Raw genomic sequence first — 15653 nt, forward strand, 5'->3', positions numbered from 1 at the left:
TTCTGTTTGGCCTTTAAATGTCGAGTATTTCTACCATTCGGCCTTCTTTTTCACGTGCGGTTTGTACTAATCCTGCCGGGATTTCGATATACTCGCCATCTTTTGTTTTTATCATGTTGTCAGTGCCGGGCAACTCGTCTAAGATATAATATTCCGCGTAACTGCTCTCGTTCTGCCACCGCGACCAAACCCGGCGATAAACGACGTATTTGCCTTTTTTTGTCAGGTATAATTCCCAGTCCACGCCCCTATCGTCACGGCTGTTGGTTTGACCTTTAAAAAGCGTCATTTCTCCCAGACTTACGCCTGTAAACGCCACTTTCTTTGTATTGCTGTCCCCATGGTTGGGCCATGTGCCTATTTCGAGGATTATTTCCCTCATCCCTGAATCTTCTGATTCTTTACGCCTGACATAATCGCGTACCGCATCGGTTATGATGGATGATAAGCTGTCTCCCGCTATCTCGGCCGCACGCTCAAATATCGGCATATCCTCTTCTTTCACGTATATTGTTTTGGTCGGCATGTTCTTTTGCCACTCCTTTTTATATAATATACATATAATATGTTATACATATAATATAACATACGTATACGATTTGTCAATAGTTTTTTTGCCAATTATATCAATCCCGAATACTTCTCAAACAAATCCGTTAGTTTCTTGATGATCTTTTGTTTTCTCACGGTCCTGTCATCGCTGAAACGGGATATGGGAGGCATGAATCTGTCAATAGCCGTACCGGTTGTTTTAAGTATTCCATCCCGGAAAGCGTTGTTGATAAACCGGCGGGCTTCTTCAGGCTTTAGTTTTTCTTCTTCTATAATCGCCTTTATATCCGCTTCTTTACGCTCCTGCAAAAATCTATACCATTCCTCGTCTATCTCGGTTGAGGCATCAACTTGATCAATAAAACTGTTAATAACATCTTTCTTGTTGCGGAGTTCAATGCTGGAATTAATGGCTTTATCAATAGTTGTGCGAATGGTTTTATCTGTACAGTTGGTTTTTTGGTATTTGGCTACAAGCTTAAGAATATAATCAATGTTTACCTCTATCTGTTTAACTAACTCTATCTCAAAGACTACGTCATCATTGATAGTTTCTTTATTACCTTCGGCACTTTTCCTGTATTCCTGATACAGATCAATATAATCGCTTTGATAATCCTGAAATTCCTTCTCGGATAAAATCTCTTTCCCGGCAAACTCGTCGAAACAAGTCAGAATATTTATAAGCCGAAGGATTGCCCCATATAACTGTATAAAGTCTTTTTGAGCCGTTTCTCCAATAATCCGTTGGCCACGGGGATACTTTGTTATAAGAGTCTGAATTAATTCTTTGTAGCCCGGCTTATGCTCACCTTTATCGTCATAACCGTTATAATATTCGTTGAATGTTTTTAACAGCACAATACTGCTTGCGTCTTTATTGCCGAATAACGCAATGGCTTGGTCTGTTTCTTTTCTCAAGTCCCTGAAGCAGACAATATTGCCATAGGTCTTAACACTGTTCAAAATACGGTTTGTTCTCGAAAACGCCTGCATAAGCCCATGCTGCCTGAGGTTTTTGTCTACCCATAATGTGTTTAGGGTTGTGGCATCAAAGCCCGTCAGGAACATATTGACAACAATCAACATGTCAATCTCCCGGTTCTTCATACGACGAGAAATGTCTTTATAATAGTTCTGGAACTTGTCCGGGGAAGTATCATAATTGGTGTTAAACGTCTTGTTATAATCCTGGATAGCCTCTTCAAGAAAATCCCTGTAGCTTTGGTCAAGGTTTTCCATACTGAAATCTTCGTCAGGCAGCAGGCCGTCCGGTTCTGCTTCATTAGCGCTATAACTGAAGATGGTTGCGATGATCAGGTTACGGTTCTGTTCCGATATCTGTTTCTTAAACTCTTTATAATACTTGATTGCCATCGGGATAGATGCAGTGGCAAATATCGAGTTAAATCCGGCAACCTGCCTTATCTCGCGTTTTTCTATTGTCTGTTTGGGGGCTTTTTTATCCGGTTCATCCCATTTCGCAGAGAAGGTATAATAACTGTTACGCTTTGTCTTTTGGTCGAAATGTTCGAGCACATAAGACACAATCTCGCTGATCCGCTGCGGATTGGCTAATATGTTCTCGCGGTCGATGGTACGGGGCAGTTCGTCTTCCGTATAACCGGGCACCTTAATGGTGTTTATAAAATCTATCATAAACGGCAGAACATTCCCGTCATTAATGGCGTCTACAATAGTGTAAGTATGCAACCTGTCGCCAAAAGCCTGTTCGGTTGTACGGAGTACCGGGTTGCCGTTCGGATTGGAGTTTACAGCAAAAATCGGTGTTCCCGTAAAACCAAAGATATGATAATTCTTAAAACTTTTAGTGATAGCCCGATACATTTCCCCGAATTGTGAACGGTGGCATTCATCAAAGATTAGCACTACCTGTTTCTTATAAATTTCATGCTGTTTGTTCTTACGGATGAACATATCCAGTTTTTGAATAGTGGTTACAATGATTTTATATTCGTGAGGGTTTCCCTTTTCATCCTTGTCTTCCAATTGCCTTTGGAGAACCTTTGTAGACGTATTACCGTTAGCAGCTCCCTTTTCAAAACGGTCGTATTCTTTCATAGTCTGATAATCCAGGTCTTTACGGTCAACAACAAACAGCACCTTATCTATGCCGGGTAAGGCAGATGCTAATTGAGCCGTCTTAAAGCTGGTTAATGTCTTACCGGAGCCTGTCGTATGCCAGATATACCCACCAGCTTGGGTTGTACCCATTTTCTTGTAGTTGGTTGATGTTATAATGCGTGATAAGATACGTTCCGCAGCAGCGATCTGATAAGGACGCATTACGAGCAATAAGTCCTCAGACGTAAAAACACAGTACTTTGTTAAGACATTTAAAAGCGTGTGTTTGACAAAGAATGTTTTAGTAAAGTCCATAAGATCGGGGATGATCTTGTTATTTGCATCCGCCCAAAAGCTTGTGAATTCAAAGCTGTTGCTTGTTTTTTTGCTTCCCGGATATTCACGGCGGTTTTGCTCTTTTATATGGCAATCCCTTGTGGTGTTGCTGTAATACTTTGTATGGGTACCATTAGATATCACAAATATTTGCACATACTCAAATAAACCCGATGACTCCCAAAAACTGTCGCGCTGGTATCTGTTTATCTGGTTAAATGCCTCACGGAGAGCAACACCGCGCCGTTTTAACTCCACATGAACTAACGGCAGGCCGTTTACGAGGATGGTTACATCGTAGCGTGTTTTATGTTTGCCGCCCGTTTCTTCGTACTGATTGATAACCTGCAAGCGATTGTTATGGATATTATTTTTGTCGATAAGATAAACATTCTTTGTTGTGCCATCTTCACGTTTTAGATTCTGGACATAGTCGTCCTGAATTTTCCTTGTTTTTTCAACAATCCCCTCGTTGATATTTGCAATATGCTCTGAGAAAAAATTTTCCCATTCACTGTCAGTAAAGGTGAAGCCATTAAGCATTTCAAGCTGTTTCCGCAGGTTGTTTATCAAACCGGCCTCATTATGGATTGTCAGATATTCATACCCTTGCGAAACCAACTGTTGGATGAATTCCTTTTCAAGCTCTGCTTCAGTCTGATACTTGCCTGAGCGGCCGCTCTGTTCCGCTGTGTATTCAGATACAACCGTTGCTTCGTCAGTACTGGCAATGATGTTATACATGCTCATGCGGTTGCCTCCTTAAAAGATAAAAGCTTATCCCTGTAATATTCATACTGTTTTTGCCGTGCTGTAAGCTCTGCTGTAAGATCTGTTGTAAGCTCTGTTGTAAGCTCTGTGAAGTTGTCTAATATGCGGACAATTTCCTGCTGTACAGGCAGAGGAGGGACGGGAATAATAATATCAACAAGCTTATCCGGTGTAACCTCTATCACCTTTGTTCCGTGTGCAAGTTTAACCTTTTGCTGATAGAACAACGAAGAAGATAAGAAATATACAAGATACTTAGGATTTAATAAATGATGAATAATGGCCGTGTGACCACCTACTGCTATTTTCCCTTTCCCAAGCCATGCGATACATTTGCATACGTCATCAATGTTTTCACTTGTAACCGCCATGACAATATCATTTGTTTCAGCAAACTTCTGCTTCTTTGCTGTTTCTTTGCTTATATAGCTTATGGTTTTGTCTACAAACAAGTTATAGTAAGTGTGTATCTGACCATAATGGATGCAAGGAACTTCGCCATCTGCCACACAGTCCTTTTTCTGGAAGTTTCCACCTCTCGAAATAGTTGCAACGTCTCCAAGCTTCCTGTATTCCACACCATCCGGGCAATATTCAGCAATCAGTTTGTCTAACTTACTCATTTTTGCCCACCTGCCGCTACCTTCTTGAAAGATAAAAGTTTATCCCTGTAATATTCATACTGTTTTTGCCGTGCTGTAAGCTCTGTTGTAAGCTCTGTTGTAAGCTCTGTTGTAAGCTCTGTGAAGTTGTCTAATATGCGGACAATTTCCTGCTGTACAGGCAGAGGAGGGACGGGAATCGTGAACTTCGAATATCTGCTTATCCATTGCCGTTCGTGCTTTGAAAAGTCTGGTTGATAGCGAGTGTTGCTCATTGCGTAGTAAAGATAACGGAAAACGGCAATGTTTGTATTCTTAGGTGTCAATATTTTTATTGCTGACGACTTTACTTTAAACTCAAAATCAACCCAATGTAACGATGTTGTGAAATCGTCAAAGATTATCACGGGTTTTTCTTTACTTGCACGATACAAGCCATCGGTTTCGTCTGTATAGCCAAGGATAAACGACTGTCCTGCCGTTAACACGGGTATCTTGTAATTGTTATCGTAATCGGTACTACTAACGATGTATTTGGTCGGCTGTTCGTAGTCGATAACCTCGGCAAAAGATACATATTTTACTCCATCCGGGCAAAGCTCCTCAATTAGTTGTTCTAACTTACTCATTATTCCACCTCAATTTCTGCGATAATTTTGTCTATTTCATATCTTAATACCTGCTCTCTGGCAACAATTCTTTTTATCTCAGCATTAAGGGCAGTAATATCAATTTTTTCTCTTGTGTCTTCTTTTTCTACATATGTCGAAACAGACAGGTTGTAGTCTTGTTCAGCAATTTTACTGTTCGGTACGAGCTTAGCCAAATACTCAATGTCTTTTCTGTCTTTAAATGCGTTAAGGATAGTCTCAATATTTTTCTGCGTCAGCTTGTTATTATTCGTAGCCTTGACAAATTCCTTTGAAGCATCAATAAACAATGTGCTGTTATCCCTTTTAGACTTTTTCAGTACCATAATGCAGGTGGCAATGCTTGTGCCATAAAATAAGTTATCCGGTAACTGAATAATGCAGTCGATATAGTTATTGTCGATCAAGTACTGCCTGATTTTCTTTTCTGCGCCGCCGCGATACATAACGCCGGGAAAACAAACAATAGCTGCTGTCCCGTTTGCCGCTAGCCAAGCCAGACAATGCATAATAAACGCAAGGTCTGCTTTGGATTTGGGAGCTAATACTCCCGCCGGCGCGAAACGGGGATCGTTAATTAAAATCGGATCACTGTCGCCTTTCCAGCTAATGGAGTATGGCGGATTTGATACAATAGCTTCAAATGGTTCGTTATCCCGATGCTTTGGGTCTGTTAATGTATCCCCAAGGGCAATATTGAATTTGTCATAATCAATGTCATGCAGAAACATATTGATCCTGCACAGGTTGTAAGTTGTGATGTTGATTTCTTGGCCGAAGAAACCAAGCCGTACATTGTCTTTCCCCAGGATTTTAGCAAACTTTAAGAGCAAAGACCCGGAACCGCAAGCAGGGTCATATACTTTATTGACTTCTGTTTTACCCACCAGCGTAAGGCGGGTAAGCAGCTCAGAAACCTCCTGCGGCGTATAATATTCACCACCGCTTTTCCCCGCATTGGACGCGTACATACCCATCAAATATTCGTAGGCATCGCCGAAAGCATCAATGGTATTATCTTTATAATCACCTAGTTTCATTTCCGCAATAGAATCCAGTAACTGAGCCAGCTTTTCATTGCGCTTTGCCACAGTGCTGCCCAGTTTATTGCTGTTGACATCAAGATCGTCAAATAAGCCCTTGAAATCTGGTTCGCTTTCTGTTCCTTGTGCGGATGCTTCTATATTGCGGAAGACCCGTTCCAGTGTTTCATTCAGGTTTTCGTCGTTCTTCGCACGCGCTCGGACATTCTCGAAAAGCTCGCTGGGCAAGATAAAAAATCCTTTTGCCTCCACTAGATCTTCCCGTATCTTTTCTGCTTCTGCGTCGGATATCTTTGCATAATTAAATTCCGGCCGGCCGGCGGCCCATTCGCCGGCATTAATGTAGGCGGTAATGTTTTCTGATATGTAGCGGTAAAACAGCATACCAAGAACATATTGCTTGAAATCCCAGCCGTCTACACTCCCTCTCAGGTTGTTCGCTATATTCCATATGGTACGGTGTAATTCTGCACGTTCTTGCTCTTTTCTGTTATCTTCCATTCTCTTTTGTTCCCTTTCTCCTTCCATGCTTTGGGTCTGACTCTATGCCTCTGCTTATTATGCGTATAATATAATATACATATAATATTTTGTCAATTGGTCTTTGCCTTATGCTTTGTTATCGAACCTTTTTGCCATGTTTCTGCCTATATTAACAACTCTCTACAATGCGGGCAGGAAACGGTGGTAATGGTAAATTGGAGATAAGCAGTTCTTGCCCCTGTGTACGCACTTTGGATGCGCAGGTATAGTCCAAGAAAAACGGCTGATATTGAGCGCCAGTATTACTATATAATCCGCAAATAAATGGTGCATCATCATAGCTGATAATCCAGTCAAGGCGATGTACGTCACGGACATAATGAGCAAGAGCTATATGGTCTTGATTCGTATAATAGTGCCTGTAAATCTCTGATCCTTTTTCGTAGTACGGTGGATCGAAATAGGCAAAACAGTTTTGACGTAGGAAACGGGCGTTTTGGGTTCGCATAAATTGCAACGCATCATTGCAATTTACTTCAATCACATCTCTGTACGCTGATAATCGAAGTATGATTTCAATAATCTTTGCTTTATTAAAGCGACAATCAATACCGTATCGAGATGTTTGGTTTATGCCGCCGATAGGATTAGCCTTAAGGATTCCAGAAAAATTAGTTCGATTGAAAAATAATCCTGCAAAGGCCAAATCCAAAAGGTCGGCTTGATCTAAAGAGACGACCTCTCGATACTGATTTTGTTGTTGCCATGTCTCAATAGTAATTGGCGTATCTTGTATCTTATTGCATAAAGCATCTGTGTCTCTAAAAACACACTCCCAAAATGCATAAAGCAAAATATCCTTTTCACAGAGTACTAAGCCGCCAATATGCCCCCGCTGGAGCAATTCAAGACCAACCACAGCACTCCCTGCATAAGGCTCGAAAAAAGTACAGCCTTGAAGGTGATTCGCATCCAAAAGAGCATCAATATAATTTACCAAAGATCTTTTTGCTCCGGGATAGCGAAGTGGATTTATTGTTTCTGGCACAAAACCACCCCCTATACAATTAAGTTTATGATTCCTTGAATAAGCGCATACATGCCACCAGCCGCAATTGCCTCTAATGAATCTGCCGTAACATTAATGTTGCCCGGATAGTGTATGTTTGCATTCAAAAAATCACGATGCGTTGCAGCAATAACGCGGTCATAAATAATAATCATACCTTGATCAGGAAAAACGGTTGCCTTGTTTGTATCAAGATTTATGAAATCTTCCATAGTTTTGAGCGTAGGCAAAGCCCCATTTCTTAGTTGGCAATACGCCCCCCAAAGATTGACTTGCATCAACCGGAGACGTAATGCCTGTTCATAAACAGTTCTCAGAATCATGCCCGTGGCAATCGGAAAAGTTCTGTATGCTTTTTGTCTGCCACAGCTTGTATTAGATAAGGCATAAAGTTCATTTATCGCATACAACAAACCTTGATGTTGTTGATTGGTAGGATTGAGTTTATCACGCCAACTTATCGTTTCAAAAAACGACCTTGGAGGCGGCCCACCGGGGCGAGGTCCACCGCTTTGATCTCCATTATCATCACCAGTATTCCCGTCCTGCCCAACTGCACTACCTCCATTGGCACCGCCTTGTGGAGGATGTTCTCCATTGCCACCATTTGCGGGCGGCTGCTGAGTACCATTCGCTCCTGCTGCAGCACCATCTCCAGAAGATGTATCTCCATCGTTTGGAGGACTGACATCTATACTATCCATGACGGCCTGTAAAAGAGGGCGAATTTCTTCTATGTCGGACAGAACATTACGGGTTGTGATTCTCTCTTCTACAATAGATTTCTCAAAAACCAGTTGAGTAATCTGTTCAAATAGTGCTGGGGGAAGTGCGCTGACAGTATTAAAAGTATCATCATAAGAAATCTTAAGGAAGTCTTTGGGATTTACTTTCATACCGACAGGATATTCAAACTTTGCCTTAAAGATACGCCAAAAAGGATCAATTTTGAGTACGATAATTTCCTTATCAAAATCTGGATGAGCGGCACAATATTTTTTGTAAACATTGAAGAAAAACTTATAATCACGGATGTCCTCTTTAATGTCTCCCTCTTTAATGCCGGTAATTCTTGATAGGTTTTGCACGCTCTGTCCATCTCCATCATTATAATTAGCAGCAAAAAACTGCTTTTTTGCGAGTGGCTTCCACTCTTTAACACCTTGAATATGACGCTTTGTCATCAGATCAAGAGCCGAATTCCTATCAGGTAATACATCAACTTCAATGCGGTGGCAGTTTTCAAGTATTTTTGCGGATGTATGTGGTATGCGATGAGCAAACCCATCGGGAATAAGATTACGGGACAATAGTAGTTGTAATGAGCAGGTACGGCGATTCCCTTCAATAACAACATACTTTTCGTTTTCCTGTAAAACAACTATCCTTTCACCGGGCAGTAAACTGCCATACTCATTAATAGCTGCCGCGAGTTGACAGACATCTTCATATGTAACCAGATATTTTCGAATGTCCACTTGTTCTCGTCTTGCCAAGATAACAAACCGGGGATTTTGAGTATCTAATACTAAATCCAAAGGGGATATGGTAATTGACATAAAAAATACTCCTCCTCAAGCATAGAATAAAGCTTATTATAAATATACCATATTATATCGAAAAACAGAAGAGTTTTTTGTTTCTTCGGGACAAATTGGAGATTGTAATATTAAATGTCGTCCTAAATAATGGCAATCCCATATAATGTATCGTACAATGTCCGTAGTTGGTGGACGTCAAGGGTGAGCAAAGCGAGTTCATCTTGACCCTTGACGTCCATACACTATATATCCTGGTGTCTTCCGGTCTGTTATGCTAGGCCGGTTGCCTTCCGGCGAGGACGGGGTTTGGGGTAGGATCCCATCGTTTAATTATCCGGCTATTTCGTCAGGTGTCTTATAACCCAGTATCCTCCTCGGATAATTGTTCAGCCATCTTTCTGTTCGCTTTATCTCATCGTTACTCAATTTCCCTATCTCTGTTCCCTTGGGCACAAATCGCCTTATCATTTTGTTCAGATTCTCGTTCGTACCCCTTTCCCATGTGCTGTAAGGATGAGCATAGTATATTTTTACCCTCTGTACTCCTGGGCTTGTTGTAGAGCGCTCTAAGCCCTTAAAATCCAAAAATTCGCTCCCGTTATCTACGGTTATGGTCTTAAACTTTTTGCAGAATTCTTTCCCATATTCTTCTTCGAGGGCATCCATTGCCTTCCCCACAAATTCTTGCGTCTTAGATGGTATCTTGATTATTATCTCTTGCCGACTCTTTCGTTCGCTTAATACCAATAATGCCGCTCCACTGCCACCCTTTTTGCCCAATACACAGTCCATTTCCCAATGCCTGTATTCTTCCCTTTTCTCAATATCTTCAGGCCTTTCTTCAATGCTAGTTCCTTTAAGGTTTTTATAGGCTATCTTAACCTTTCGATAGTCGCCTTTCTTCCTGTATTTCTTCACCTATTTCTTCACTGGTAAGTCTTTATTGCTAATATTAGCAAATACTCCTTTGTCTAGGTAATTATATAACGTCTTCGTACAGATACTGGCTTTAAATTTTAGGCCTTTAGCCTTTATTTCCCCAATCACCGCATCCGGTGAGTATTCGTCTTTAATAATTCTATCTTCAATATACTGGGCCAGTTTATGATCGTTGCCTATTTTTAGATCAGGCCCTTTATTTTTGCCTTTTTCGTTGTGTATTCGCTGGCCGGCATCGGCGCAATATTGATCGCGATAGGTTAAATCGCTATTGAGGAGCTTAATAGTACCTCTTTTTACCTCCCTTTCAATAGTTCGTTTATGGCAACCAAGCTTCAGCATTATCTCTGAAGGCGCTTTCCCATCTTGTAACAATGTTTCAATTGTATACCGCTCACGTTCTGTAAGATGTTTACCTTTCCTCTCGTTGATGTTATAATAATCTTGGCTCATGGTTTACTCCTTTATAATGTTTTTGGTTTGTGTACAAACATTATACAACGGATTTGCCATGAGCTGCAATTTTTTATCCCTTGCGGCATTTTATTTTACAACTTGCCACCCTTGACGTCCATACACTATATATCCTGTTGTCTAAATTATCAAACATATTTGACTACCTTCTTTAATTCATCCCCACCACAAGTGGCGAGGCTTTCCGCTAAGCCTGGCTGTAAAAATATTTCTTTCCGTGAATTACATCGCCAATAAATCGGCAAGTTTCGAATTGGCGATGAAACTATAGTCATGTACTACTTGTCTTTGAATTCAAACAATATGCCCATGTTTTTTGCCACTTCCCCTCCTCTTTTTGGATGGACAGCGGCTTGACCCCCTAATTTCGGAGATTATGCACTAAATGCTTCGATATTCACAGTATTGCTCATGAATGCTTCATAAAACTTGTTTGGAGCCATGTATTTTATACTGCCATGCCTTCTTCTTTCGTTGTAGTATCTCATATATTCCGTTATAGTTGCATATGCCTCCATAAAGCTGCTAAACTCGTATCTGCTGTAGCATTCATTCTCCAGTATAGCATGAAATGATTCTATGTGAGCGTTCATATTCGGCGTTTTAACCGGTATCCTTTCATGCACCATACCTAATTCCTCCACAATGTCGCCAAAGACCTTAGAAATAAACTGCGGGCCATTATCTGTCCTTATCTTAGGCAGCTCCATCCCCTTTCCAATCCCTCTTTTTGCTAATGCGCTCTTAAGCACTCTGCAGGCATCTTTGGCCGTACAGGATAAACCTAGATGATAGTCTATTATTGAACGGTCAAATACGTCTATAACCGACAGCTGGAAGAAGAACTCATCTGTACCTGCTATATAGCCGTATTTAATGTCCATTTCCCAGAGTTGATTGGAACCATCCACTGTATCCATTTTAGCTAAATGTTTAGGATGCCTTGAAAGTATTCTTCGTTGAGGCCTTAAGATCCCCATCTCATCACATAGTCTGTATACCTTTTTATGGTTTATCGCCATGTTATAATCCTCTTTAAGGCATACTGTAAGCTTACGGTACCCATATGGGAAGCCGTCACCCTCGCTAAGCTACTCCTTTATTTGTTCATCGGATACCTTTCGGCCGCCTTTGTCCAATGAATATCCGGGTATTGGCCTGCCATGTTGATTATCTTCAGCTTCTTGAGCTGATTCTTCATGTTCTACGGATGGTTTATTCTGTCTGCTAATATTCCCGTAATAAGTGGATGGTGTTAAACCGACAAAGTCCAGTATAAGGCAAGCCCTATACCCCCGTGCAATCCACTTGCTAGCTATTTTAACTTTGTCGGCTACCGAGGGTTTACCGTATCCCTCAGTTCTCTTAAAACAGCTAATTCCAGCTCTTTTTCACCTAGAAGCCGTTTTAAGGTAGTATTTTCCTTGCTCGTGCTCTCCAGACGCTTTTCGATCTCCGAAAGCCTCTTAGCCTCATTTCTGGGCAAAGGTTTAACAGAACCCCTCTTTTTGGTGGCGCTTATCCAGCCATAGATTGTATTTGAGGATATGTCGTGCCTGCGGGCCACCAGGGATACATTTCCAACATCATTGCATTCTTTTATCACTTGTTCCTTGAATTCCTGACTATACTGCTTTTGTGCCATATTTCATTTACTCCTTCCCTAACGCTATTTATATGTTATCATATACAAGGACTTTATCCAAGTCCGTTAGGGGGCTAGATAGGAATGAAGATGCTGGTTGATTATATCTATCAGGAGAAGTACACCAACAAGGTTAAACGGCTGATGAAAGGCGCCCACTTCCGCATCCCTGCAGCCGATATACACGACATCTACTATGTTGATCGCAACCTTGATCGGGAGCAGCTGATGGAATTGGCCACGTGCCAGTTCATCTCCAATTGCAGAAATGTGACATTCCAGGGTTTTACCGGATCGGGGAAGAGTTTCCTGGCTTGTGCCTTAGGTAAGGAAGCATGCAAACATGGCATCCGAACCTGCCACATCCGCTTCCCAGATCTTTTGCTAGCATGGGAAGAAGCGAAGCAGGAGCAGTACGATGTCTCCAAGTTATTGAAAAAATACAGTGCCTGCACGCTTCTGATCTTGGACGAATGGCTGATCCAGACACTTTCTGAGGAACAGCTCCACTTTATTTTCGAACTAATTGAGCGCCGCTATGATGAGGGCTCAACAATATTCTGCACCCAATACAAAAATGAGGATTGGCATGCCAGACTCGGCGGCGGCATCCTGGCTTATTCGATTCTAGACCGGGTGGTTCACCGAACAATCCGTGTTTATTCCGGTGACACAAATATGCGAGAGTTCCTTGTCACCCACAACCTATAAATGTTCTGATTTCTGGGCCTGTGGTGTGCCTTATGCAATCACCGTGGGTAACCGGTATCCAATGCTGTATCCGCAGTATCTATTTCCGTACTGGCAGTATCATTACTGTGAACCGCCAGTACGGAAATCATGAAATATTCAGTTTTTTTTAATACTATTATATTCACTGCCTGTAATAAACCCTCTATTATATGCTTCTAATAATTTTTCTTTACATACATCTAAAGCTACTACCTCTTCGATAAACTCTGTACCTTGATTAGAAAGTACCTCAATTAATAAATTTATTAGTTGACTTACTAATGTTGCTTTTTTTGTGTTACCGTCTATAACTGCATACATCTCTTTACATATCTGCATACACTCAGTATCATCTATTTTTATTTCATTGTTCATTTCTATACCGCCTCCCAACCTTAAGCTCTATTACATCTGTATGCTGCTACCTATAATTAAACTTCACGCCTTCTTTTAAGAAATAGCAAAACCTGCCACACCTTTACAAAAAATAAGCTAGATACTCATAAATAGAATACCTAGCTTGTAAAATACCTTAACAATTATAATAACACTTTCTATAAAACTTCTATAAGCAACTATTTACTCTAACTAAAACTAAAAACATAATTTACCATTAATAGTAATACTTCAGTAACCTGCTCAAACCAGCTTTTTTCAGTATCCGAACTCTTTGTGTCAACTTTATCATTCTCTATTTCAGCTTTATCATCACCTAAATCACTTTCATCTATTTTGCTTTCGGTTTTAGTTGATACCTCTGTATCCTCTTGCTTGTCCTCACTATCAAAAGTATATACTTTCTCTGGCACATTAAATGAATACGTGTGTATATACCACTTATCTGTATCTATTAATATCCGTATATAAGTATATACATAACCTAATTTAGTATAATCAATTGTACAATCACTATTAAAATCCTTCCAATCTGCATTATTTATATCATCATTAATAGGCACCTCTGTATAGGATATAAAATATTGCTTTTTAAGCTTACTATACTCACCAAAATCATATTTTATCCTAGCACCTTTCTCGCCATTTGGTAATGGTAACACCTCATGTGTCAACTGCTTAAGCATATCCAACACAAGTACCACCACTGGGTCAGTTTCTTTTACTGTATCTTGTACAGAATCTGTAACTAGTTTACTTCCATTTGCAGTTGACTTACTTCCATTTGATGTGGTTGACTTAGAAGAACTACTTGATTTTACATCCTGCTGTGCTGAGGTTTTATCTTGTGCTGGAGTTTTATCTTGTACTGGTGTTTTGTCATCTGATTCCTTCTTTGGCTCAGTAACTGGTTTACTAGTAGTTGGAGTATTAGCTCTAATCCAAGCTGGTATTTTTTCTGGATGTTGTGTCAAATCCTCATTCATGGTAAGCTTATTATTAACAACTCCATATACTTCTACTCGATGCGTCTTTATATTATAAACCGCAGCTATATTAACATTGTCTGGTGCTTGATTTGCAGCCTTATAAAGTGGATAAGCCTTAACTGCCTTAAAATAATCTGACATACGATTACACGCAACATTCCACTTATCATAAGGAGATAAAGTTGCTTCATAAATTGTACTCAAGTTAAACTTCTGCAATGCCTTACTTACATATATTCCCCATATTGCTTTACTTGGTATAAATGAAAGCAAAGTAACAGTTACATCATACACATGCTCTCCATCAGCTGCAGTCCAATTAATATTATAGTACATTTCTATTGATACGTTTTCACTATCGCCAGAATACTTTCTAACACGATTCGTAACTATCACATCATAAGCCTTACCAGCACTCCCACTAAGTTCTCCGTAGCGAGCATCTTCTAAATATGCCACATTATTAAATCCATCTAAAGTCTTATACTTAACTAAACTTTTAATATTAAATGGAATCTTTACATCTGAATCTAAATTAAATATAAAATATTGACAACCATTTGCATTCCACTTAGCCAAAGTTGAACTAGCTGCACTTGCACTTACACCTCCAAATAAACCCACCAGCAACGCTGCTATTATTAATGATGAAAAAACCTTTTTCATATATCTAACACCTCTTTGTACTAATTTGAGTACTTTCGGAAACTCCGAAAGCCCTTGAAACCTACGTTCTAGGCTCGACTGTTTATGTCTTACCTCTAACATTCACCATATATACCCATCTTTATTCCCAGGTATTTATTACCTGCAGCTCTTACCTGTCCTTTGTCCTTTAAACTTGATTAAAAGTTTTCTTTGCATTTTTACCTATTATATCTCATTTATGTCAGCATTCTATTTTGACTTTTTCAAATCCGCCCAATAATTGAATTGGTCTAGTAGACAGGTCACCGTTTGGCGTCACCTTCCGGTGCCTGTCCCTCACAGAACCGTACGTGCCCTATTTAGGTATATGGCTCTTCAGAGGAACTTTGGCTTGGATTTCCACCTATACCTTTACATTTCTGTACCCAGCTTCTTTGTGCTCCAAGCGCACTCGCTGTTTCCTTGTAAAGGAATGCTCTCCTGTCCGCTCCTTCCCTCCACGGTCATTACTCGCCTCTTCGGTATTATGAGCGAATCCGACTTCTGACAGGCCTTTGGTTAGCGCTCCGTTTATAAAACGTTATCGCTTAACCTACCTTTGCGGAGCCTCTCAGACCTCCCAGGTACGTGTGTATTACCTTTATATGTTCGCCACGCTCTCCGACCCCGGCGGAACCTGCATGCTCTCGCGCTATCGA

10 protein-coding genes and 2 pseudogenes are annotated in these 15653 nt (G+C 40.5%); 1 reads left to right on the plus strand and 11 read right to left on the minus strand.

Translation table 11 applies throughout. The annotated features are described in order from the left end of the window. Positions 1-13: 13 nt before the first annotated feature. From MAHAU_RS12645 to MAHAU_RS12685, 9 genes and pseudogenes are all read right to left on the minus strand, one after another. Entirely contained in the window at positions 14-526 is a 513-nt protein-coding gene (locus MAHAU_RS12645; RefSeq protein WP_013782114.1) for a hypothetical protein, read from the minus strand. A 95-nt stretch (positions 527-621) separates the two neighbouring features. Further along, positions 622-3723 (minus strand): type I restriction endonuclease subunit R, encoded by a 3102-nt coding sequence (locus tag MAHAU_RS12650; protein ID WP_013782115.1) that lies wholly within the window; start codon positions 3721-3723, stop codon positions 622-624. Next, positions 3720-4367 carry a restriction endonuclease subunit S gene (locus MAHAU_RS12655; RefSeq protein ID WP_013782116.1) on the minus strand — a complete coding sequence of 216 codons (648 nt, stop codon included), beginning with the start codon at positions 4365-4367 and terminating at the stop codon, positions 3720-3722. Before MAHAU_RS12655 ends, MAHAU_RS12650 begins: the two co-directional genes overlap by 4 nt. Next, a complete protein-coding gene (locus MAHAU_RS12660) occupies positions 4364-4975 on the minus strand; it encodes a restriction endonuclease subunit S (RefSeq protein WP_013782117.1) in 612 nt (203 codons plus the stop codon). Before MAHAU_RS12660 ends, MAHAU_RS12655 begins: the two co-directional genes overlap by 4 nt. Beyond that, the gene (locus MAHAU_RS12665; protein ID WP_013782118.1) at positions 4975-6540 is read right to left on the minus strand and encodes a type I restriction-modification system subunit M; all 1566 of its coding nucleotides are present in this window, start codon (positions 6538-6540) and stop codon (positions 4975-4977) included. The genes MAHAU_RS12660 and MAHAU_RS12665 overlap by 1 nt, the downstream gene beginning before the upstream one ends. 151 nt (positions 6541-6691) lie before the next feature. Next, entirely contained in the window at positions 6692-7570 is an 879-nt protein-coding gene (locus MAHAU_RS12670) for a DNA adenine methylase (protein WP_013782119.1), read from the minus strand. 11 nt (positions 7571-7581) lie between these two features. After that, a complete protein-coding gene (locus MAHAU_RS12675; RefSeq protein ID WP_013782120.1) occupies positions 7582-9150 on the minus strand; it encodes a hypothetical protein in 1569 nt (522 codons plus the stop codon). 312 nt (positions 9151-9462) lie between these two features. Continuing rightward, positions 9463-10524 (minus strand): annotated as a pseudogene (locus MAHAU_RS12680) (IS30 family transposase). Between the two features lie 395 nt (positions 10525-10919). Next, positions 10920-12190 (minus strand): annotated as a pseudogene (locus MAHAU_RS12685) (IS3 family transposase). Positions 12191-12274: 84 nt separating this feature from the next. Here MAHAU_RS12685 and MAHAU_RS12695 point away from each other — a divergent pair. After that, positions 12275-12901, plus strand: a complete 627-nt coding sequence (locus tag MAHAU_RS12695; protein ID WP_041644149.1) for an ATP-binding protein — start codon at positions 12275-12277, stop codon at positions 12899-12901. 138 nt (positions 12902-13039) lie between these two features. On the opposite strand, the gene MAHAU_RS12700 is transcribed toward MAHAU_RS12695, so the two are convergent. Continuing rightward, positions 13040-13297 carry a hypothetical protein gene (locus MAHAU_RS12700; protein WP_013782122.1) on the minus strand — a complete coding sequence of 86 codons (258 nt, stop codon included), beginning with the start codon at positions 13295-13297 and terminating at the stop codon, positions 13040-13042. A gap of 209 nt (positions 13298-13506) precedes the next feature. Then, positions 13507-14973: a hypothetical protein gene (locus tag MAHAU_RS12705; RefSeq protein ID WP_013782123.1), complete on the minus strand. Its 1467-nt coding sequence runs from the start codon at positions 14971-14973 to the stop codon at positions 13507-13509. Positions 14974-15653 lie beyond the last annotated feature (680 nt).

Source organism: Mahella australiensis 50-1 BON (assembly GCF_000213255.1).
GTDB lineage: Bacteria > Bacillota > Clostridia > Mahellales > Mahellaceae > Mahella > Mahella australiensis.

Bases quoted from the DNA above. Each gene is read 5' to 3' on its own strand.
- MAHAU_RS12700 (WP_013782122.1), bottom strand. From the start codon at position 13,297: ATGAACAATGAAATAAAAATAGATGATACTGAGTGTATGCAGATATGT.
- MAHAU_RS12675 (WP_013782120.1), bottom strand. From the start codon at position 9,150: ATGTCAATTACCATATCCCCTTTGGATTTAGTATTAGATACTCAAAAT.
- MAHAU_RS12705 (WP_013782123.1), bottom strand. From the start codon at position 14,973: ATGAAAAAGGTTTTTTCATCATTAATAATAGCAGCGTTGCTGGTGGGT.
- MAHAU_RS12665 (WP_013782118.1), bottom strand. From the start codon at position 6,540: ATGGAAGATAACAGAAAAGAGCAAGAACGTGCAGAATTACACCGTACC.
- MAHAU_RS12650 (WP_013782115.1), bottom strand. From the start codon at position 3,723: ATGAGCATGTATAACATCATTGCCAGTACTGACGAAGCAACGGTTGTA.
- MAHAU_RS12660 (WP_013782117.1), bottom strand. From the start codon at position 4,975: ATGAGTAAGTTAGAACAACTAATTGAGGAGCTTTGCCCGGATGGAGTA.
- MAHAU_RS12695 (WP_041644149.1), top strand. From the start codon at position 12,275: ATGAAGATGCTGGTTGATTATATCTATCAGGAGAAGTACACCAACAAG.
- MAHAU_RS12655 (WP_013782116.1), bottom strand. From the start codon at position 4,367: ATGAGTAAGTTAGACAAACTGATTGCTGAATATTGCCCGGATGGTGTG.
- MAHAU_RS12645 (WP_013782114.1), bottom strand. From the start codon at position 526: ATGCCGACCAAAACAATATACGTGAAAGAAGAGGATATGCCGATATTT.